At 66.1% G+C, this 6,830-nt stretch carries 6 protein-coding genes; all 6 read left to right on the forward strand.

Annotation, left to right across the window (positions count from 1 at the left end; translation table 11 throughout):
- Positions 1-17 precede the first annotated feature (17 nt).
- Genes Q7W02_03585 through Q7W02_03610 form a run of 6 tightly spaced genes read left to right on the forward strand, consistent with a single transcriptional unit; the run spans position 18 to position 6,825 of the window.
- On the forward strand, positions 18-1,337 hold the full coding sequence (locus Q7W02_03585; protein MDO8475272.1) for an ABC transporter substrate-binding protein: 1,320 nt from the start codon (positions 18-20) through the stop codon (positions 1,335-1,337).
- Positions 1,338-1,358: 21 nt separating this feature from the next.
- Positions 1,359-2,174: an ABC transporter ATP-binding protein gene (locus Q7W02_03590; protein ID MDO8475273.1), complete on the forward strand. Its 816-nt coding sequence runs from the start codon at positions 1,359-1,361 to the stop codon at positions 2,172-2,174.
- Complete coding sequence (locus tag Q7W02_03595; GenBank protein ID MDO8475274.1) at positions 2,171-2,962, forward strand: ABC transporter ATP-binding protein; 792 nt, start codon at positions 2,171-2,173, stop codon at positions 2,960-2,962. The genes Q7W02_03590 and Q7W02_03595 overlap by 4 nt, the downstream gene beginning before the upstream one ends.
- Positions 2,955-4,874: an AMP-binding protein gene (locus Q7W02_03600; GenBank protein MDO8475275.1), complete on the forward strand. Its 1,920-nt coding sequence runs from the start codon at positions 2,955-2,957 to the stop codon at positions 4,872-4,874. Before Q7W02_03595 ends, Q7W02_03600 begins: the two co-directional genes overlap by 8 nt.
- A complete protein-coding gene (locus Q7W02_03605) occupies positions 4,867-5,760 on the forward strand; it encodes a branched-chain amino acid ABC transporter permease (GenBank protein ID MDO8475276.1) in 894 nt (297 codons plus the stop codon). Before Q7W02_03600 ends, Q7W02_03605 begins: the two co-directional genes overlap by 8 nt.
- 3 nt (positions 5,761-5,763) lie before the next feature.
- The gene (locus Q7W02_03610) at positions 5,764-6,825 is read left to right on the forward strand and encodes a branched-chain amino acid ABC transporter permease (GenBank protein ID MDO8475277.1); all 1,062 of its coding nucleotides are present in this window, start codon (positions 5,764-5,766) and stop codon (positions 6,823-6,825) included.
- Positions 6,826-6,830: the final 5 nt, after the last annotated feature.

The following is a 6,830-nucleotide window of genomic DNA, read 5'->3' on the forward strand; positions in this document are numbered from 1 at the left end:
GAAAAGGAGGCACACCCATGAAGCGTAGAGCCCTCTTGATCGTCCTGACGGCGGCCGTGCTCGCCATCGGGCCCCTGGTCGGTCTCGCCCGGGCCGCCGGAGAGATCTACCTGCCCATCCTGACCTACCGGACGGGCCCGTACGCTCCCAGCGGCATCCCCATCGCCTACGGGTTCAACGACTACTGGAACCTCGTCAACGAGCGGGACGGCGGGATCAACGGCGTCAAGCTCGTCTTCGACGAGTGCGAGACCCAGTACGACACCAAGCAGGGTGTGGAGTGCTACGAGCGGGTGAAGGGAAAGAGCCCGGTGATCGTCAACCCCTTCAGCACGGGCATCACGTATCAGCTCATCCCGAAGGCCGCCGTGGACAAGATCGTCATCCACTCCGCCGGCTACGGCATGACCGCCGCGGCCGACGGGCGCTGGTTCCCCTGGGTGTTCAATGTCCCCATGACCTACTGGAGCCAGGCCTCGGCCTTCATCAAGTACGTGGGCGCCCAGGAAGGCGGGATGGACAAGCTCAAGGGGAAGAAGATCGCCCACATCTACCACAACAGCCCCTATGGCAAGGAAGCCAACCCGACGCTCGATGAGCTGTCCAAGAAGTTCCAGTTCGAGCTGACGCTGCTCGCCGTGGACCACCCGGGTCAGGAGCAGAAGGCCACGTGGCTGCAGATCCGCCGGCTGAACCCGGACTGGATCTACATCTCCGGCTGGGGGGTCATGAACCAGGTCGCGGTGAAGGAAGCCGCCAGCATCGGCTTCCGCATGGACCATGTTGTCGGAAACTGGTGGACGGGGACCGAGGCCGACGTCATCCCGGCCGGCGATGGGGCCAAGGGCTACAAGTCCATGACCTTCCACGCGCCCGGGGCGGGCTTCAAGGTGCACCAGGACATCTTCAAGACGCTCTACGACAAGGGCAAGGGCAATGCCCCGAAGCGCGAGTCGGTGGGAGAGGTGCTCTACAACCGCGCCGTGCTCAACGCGATGATCGACGTGGAGGCCATCCGCACGGCGATGGGCAAGTTCGGCAACAAGCCGCTCACCGGGGAGCAGGTGCGCTGGGGCATGGAGAACCTGAACATCACGGAGAAGCGGCTCGAGGAGATGGGCATGAAGGGGATGACGCGCCCGCTCCGGGCGACCTGCGAGAATCACGAGGGCAATGGCCTGGCGCTGGTCCAGCAATGGGACGGCAAGAAGTGGACGGTGGTGTCCGACTGGATCGAGCCCATGCGGGACGTGGTGCGCCCCAAGCTCGAGGCCGCCGCGGTGGAGGAGGGCAAGAAGCTCGGCTACACCGTGCGTGACTGCTCGAAAGAGCAGTAGGACGGAGAGGCAGGGCGCGCCGTGACCGACGCTCCTCGACCGCTGCTCGCGGTCAACAACATCGAGGTGATCTACGACCACGTGATCCTCGTGTTGAAGGGGGTATCGCTCCAGGTTCCCGAGGGGGGCATCGTCGCCCTCCTCGGGGCCAACGGCGCCGGCAAGAGCACGACGCTCAAGGCCATCTCGGGTCTGCTGCGGACCGAGCGGGGCGACGTGACCAAGGGCAGCATCGAGTTCAGAGGTGATCCCATCCGACGGAAGGACCCCTCCGAGGTGGTGCGGCGCGGTATCGTGCAGGTCATGGAGGGGCGTCACGTCTTCGAGCATCTGACGGTGGAGGAGAACCTCCTCACCGGCGCCTACACCCAGCGGGACGGGCGCGCCATCAAGCGCGACCTGGAGAAGACGTACGAGTACTTTCCCCGCCTGCGCGAGCGGCGGGGGGTGCGCGCGGGGTATGTGTCAGGCGGCGAGCAGCAGATGGTGGCCATCGGGCGGGCCCTCATGGCCCATCCCAAGCTCATGCTGCTGGACGAACCGTCGATGGGCCTGGCGCCCATGCTCGTGCAGGAGATCTTCGAGATCGTCAGCCGGCTGAACCGGGAGGAAGGCGTGTCGGTGCTCCTGGCCGAGCAGAACGTTTTGATCGCGCTCCGCTTCGCCGACTACGCCTACGTCATGGAGAACGGCCGGGTCGTCCTCGACGGCGACCGCAAGGCGATCAGCGAGAACGAGGACATCAAGGAGTTCTACCTCGGGCTCTCCGGCGTCGGCCAGCGCAAGAGCTACCGCGACGTCAAGCACTACAAGCGCCGGAAGCGGTGGCTGTCGTGAGCGCTCACATCGAGATCCGCGAGGTCTCGAAGTCCTTCGGCGGCGTCCAGGCCGTCTCCGGGGTGAGCCTCGACGTCAATGCGGGCGAGATCACCTCCGTGATCGGCCCCAACGGCGCGGGCAAGACCACCGTGCTGAACATGATCAGCGGCTTCTATCACCCCGACCGGGGGCGCATCCTGCTCGACGGCGCCGACATCACCGACCTGTCGCCGAGCCACGTCGCCGCCCGCGGTGTGGCGCGCACCTTCCAGAACATCGCGCTCTTCAAGGGTATGACGGTGCTCGACAACCTCATGCTGGGCCGTCACGTGCGGATGAAGGCCGGGGTGTTCTCGTCGTTCGTCTACTGGGGCTTGGCGCAGAAGGAGGAGGTCCGGAACCGCCGGCGTATCGAGGACCTGATCGATTTCCTCAAGATCCAGGACCTGCGCCGGCGCCCGACCGGCTCGCTCGCGTACGGGCTCCAGAAGCGGGTGGAGCTCGGGCGCGCGCTCGCCCCCGACCCCAAGGTCCTGCTGCTCGACGAGCCCATGGGTGGCATGAACCAGGAGGAGAAGGAGGACATGGCGCGCTTCATCCTCGACGTCAACGAGGAGTGGGGCACGACCATCATCCTCATCGAGCATGACATGGGGGTCGTTATGGACATTTCCGACCGGGTGGCCGTGCTCGACATGGGCCAGAAGATCGCGGAGGGCACGCCCGACGAGATCAAGGTCAACCCGCGCGTGATCAAGGCCTACCTCGGTGAGACGAAGCCCCGCCAGGAGAGCGCCCGTGGCTGAGCCGACGACGCTCCCGAAGCTGCTCCAGAAGAACGCCCGCGACATGCGCGACCGTCCGGCCATCCGCGAGAAAGACCGGGGCATCTGGCAGACTCACACGTGGCTCCAGTACCACGACAACGTGCGCGACCTCGCCCACGGCTTGGCGGCGCTCGGCTTCAAGCGGGGCGACAAGCTGTCGGTCATCGGCGACAACCGGCCGCGGCTTTACTGGGCCCAGGTGGCCGCGCAGACGCTCGGCGGCGTCTCGGTGGCCGTGTACCAGGACTCGATCGCCCGCGAGCTGGCCTATGTCTGGCAGCACGCGGAGGTCTCGGTCATCGTCGCCGAGGACCAGGAGCAGGTGGACAAGATCCTCGGACTCAAGGACCAGCTGCCGGCGCTCCGCGTCGTGATCTTCGACGACCCGCGGGGCATGGCGCACTACCACCAGGACTGGCTCCGCGCCTTTCCCGACGTTCAGGCCCTCGGGCGGGAGTTCGAAGCGTCGCACCCGCGCTTCTTCGAGGAGGAGGTGGACAAGGGCAGGCCCGAGGACGTCGCGATGATCGCCTACACCTCCGGCACGACGGGCAACCCCAAGGGCGCCATGCTGACCCACGCCAACGCCATCGAGACGGCGCGGATCTTCATGCAGGCCGAGGACGTCCGGCCGGACGACGAGTGGCTGTCCTACCTGCCCATGGCCTGGGTCGGCGACACCATCTACTCGCTGGTGCTGAGCCTCGCGGCCGGCTTCTGCTGCAACTGCCCCGAGAGCCCCGAGACCGTGCAGCGCGACCTCCGCGAGCTCGGGCCGACCACGCTGCTGGCCCCGCCGCGCATCTGGGAGAACATGCTCGCCTCGGTGCAGGTACGGGCGGCCGACGCCACGCCGCTCAAGCGCCGCGTCTTCGACCGCTTCCGGGCGGCGGCCGAGCAGGCCGAGATCCTCCGTGCCGACGGCAAGCCGGTCCCGGCGGGGCTCCGCTTCCTCTGCGCGCTTGGCGAGTTCTTCGTGTACCGGCCCATCCGCGACCAGCTGGGCCTGCGCCGCGCCCGCTGGTGCTACACGGGAGGAGCGCCGCTCGGACCCGAGACCTTCCGCTTCTTCCGCGCGTTCGGCGTCAACCTCAAGCAGGTGTACGGCTCGACCGAGGTTTCCGCGCTGGTCTCCATCCAGCCCGACAACGAGGCCAACCCGACCACGGTCGGCAAGCCGTGCCCGGGCATCGAGGTCAAGATCGCCGACAAGGGCGAGGTGCTGATCAAGAGCGTGGGCGTCTTCAAGGGGTACTTCAAGGCCCCGGAGGCCACGCGCGAGGTCATCGACTCCGACGGCTGGTTCCACACGGGCGACGCCGGGTTCGTCGACCCGCGCGGGCACCTCGTCATCATCGACCGCGCCAAGGACGTGGGCGCCACGGCCGACGGCACGCCGTTCGCGCCGCAGTTCATCGAGAACAAGCTCAAGTTCAGCCCGTACATCCGCGAGGCCGTCGCGTTCGGCAACGACCGGCCCATGGTCTGCGCCATGCTCGCCATCGATTCCAACACGGTCGGCAACTGGGCGGAGCGCCACGGGGTGCCGTACACGAGCTACATGGATCTCTCGCAGAAGCCCGAGGTGCTGGCGCTGGTCCGGGAGGAGCTGCGGAAGGGCAACGCGACGCTGCCCGACCCGACCAAGGTGCGCCGCTTCCTCCTGCTGACCAAGGACCTCGAGGCCGACGACGCCGAGATGACGCGGACACGGAAGCTCAGGCGCAGCCACATCGCCGACAAGTACGCGCCCGTGATCGACGCCTTCTACTCGGGCAAGAACGAGGTCGAGCTGGCGACCGTGGTGACGTACGAGGACGGCCGCCAGGCGACCATCCATTCGCGCGTGCGCATCGAGGACGTGGACGCGGGGGTCCCGGCGCATGTTTGAGTGGGGGTTCTTCGGGCTGCTCATGTCCAATGGCATCCTGATCGGGCTCATGTATTCCCTCATCGCCATGGGCTTCGTGCTGGTCTACAAGGCGACCGACGCCATCAACTTCGCCCAGGGCGAGTTCGTCATGATCGCGGGCTTCGTGGTGGCCGCGGCGCTCGGCGTGTACGGCGCGCCGCTCTGGCTGGCCGTGTCTGTCGGGCTCGCGGGCATGATCGGGTTCGGTTTCGGCCTCGAGCGCGTGATGCTGCGCCGGCTCATCGGCCGGCCCATCATCGCGGTGGTCATGGCGACGATCGGCTTGGCCGCTGTCCTGCGCGGGCTCGGGCCGCTGGTCTGGGGGGCTGAGACGAGGCCGCTGCAGCTGCCGATCAGCGACGAGCCGATCGTCTGGGGGCCGCTCTTCATCCCGCCCATCCAGCTCGTGGGCGCCGTTGTGAGCCTGTTCTTCGTGGGAGCCTTCGGCTGGTTCTTCCTCAAGAGCAGGAAGGGCATCGCCATGCGCGCCGTCGCCGACAGCCAGCAGGTCGCCATGGCCATGGGGATCAACGTCGAGCGTTACTTCGCGCTGGCCTGGGCGATGACGGGCGTGGTCTCCGCCCTGGGAGGCATCGTCTGGGGCAGCCTCCTGGGTGTCGACGTTCACCTGGCGCTGGTCGGTTTCAAGGTCTTCCCGGTGGTGATTCTGGGCGGCCTCGACTCGATCCCCGGCGCCATCGTGGGCGGGCTGATCGTCGGCGTGGTGGAGAACGTGGCGGCGGGGTACATCGACCCCTACGTGGGCGGTGGCACCAAGGACTTCATCCCCTACGTGCTCATGATCGTCGCGCTCATGGTCCGGCCCTACGGCATCTTCGGTAAGTCGATAATCGAAAGGGTTTGAGCCATGTTCCACCGCGAGTGCGGAGTGCTCAAGACCAGCTACGAGGCCGACATGGCTTTCTACCCCCTGCCGGTCGCGCGCTGGACGGTGGGGGCGATCGCCGTGTTTTTCTTCCTCGTGCTGCCGCTCGTGGTCCACGAGTACTACCTCTCCATCGTCAACCTGGCGTCGATCGCCGTCGTCGGCGCGCTCGGGCTCAACATCCTGGTCGGCTACACCGGTCAGATCTCGATCGGCCACGGCGCCTTCATGTCTGTCGGCGCGTACACGGCGGCGAACTTCGCGGTGCGGCTGGGCGCTCCGTTCTGGATCGCCCTGCCGGCAGGCGGGCTCATGGCTGCTTTCGTGGGCGGGATCGTCGGCATCCCCTCGCTCCGCATCAAGGGGCTGTACCTCGCCATCGCCACGCTGGCCGGCCAGCTCATCATCGAGTGGACCATCAACCACGTCACGTGGATCAGCGGCGGCGTCCAGGCCTCGATCGAGGTGCCGCGCCCGGACCTCTTCGGCTACACGATCGCCACGCAGCGGCAGATGTACTTCTTCCTCCTGGTCTTCGTGGTGCTGGCCATCGTCGGCACCATGAACCTCGTGCGCTCCCGGATCGGACGCGCCTTCATCGCCATACGCGACCAGGACATCGCCGCCGAGATCATCGGGATCAACATCTTCCGCTACAAGCTGCTCGCCTTTGCCATTGGAACTTTCTATGCCGGCATCGCCGGTGCTCTGATAGCCCACCAGTGGCGCTTTGTTAACACTGACTACTTCCCACTCATGGATGCCGTATGGTACATGGGGATGTTGGTGGTGGGTGGGATGGGCAGCAACCTTGGACCGATCTTTGGTGCCGTCGTCTACCGCGGCCTGGCCTATATTGTAGATTCATACTTCCCTATCCTCGCAACAATGGTACCCTGGGGACACGCAGAGCAGTTTGCCACTCTGGGGCTGCTCGTCTATGCGGTGGTGATCATCCTGTTCCTTATCTTCGAGCCCAGAGGGCTGGCTCACCGCTGGCATATTTTCAAAGCAAAGTATCGTTTATTTCCGTTCTCCTACTAAATGCG

Source organism: Candidatus Rokuibacteriota bacterium (assembly GCA_030647435.1).
In the GTDB taxonomy this organism is placed as follows: domain Bacteria; phylum Methylomirabilota; class Methylomirabilia; order Rokubacteriales; family CSP1-6; genus AR37.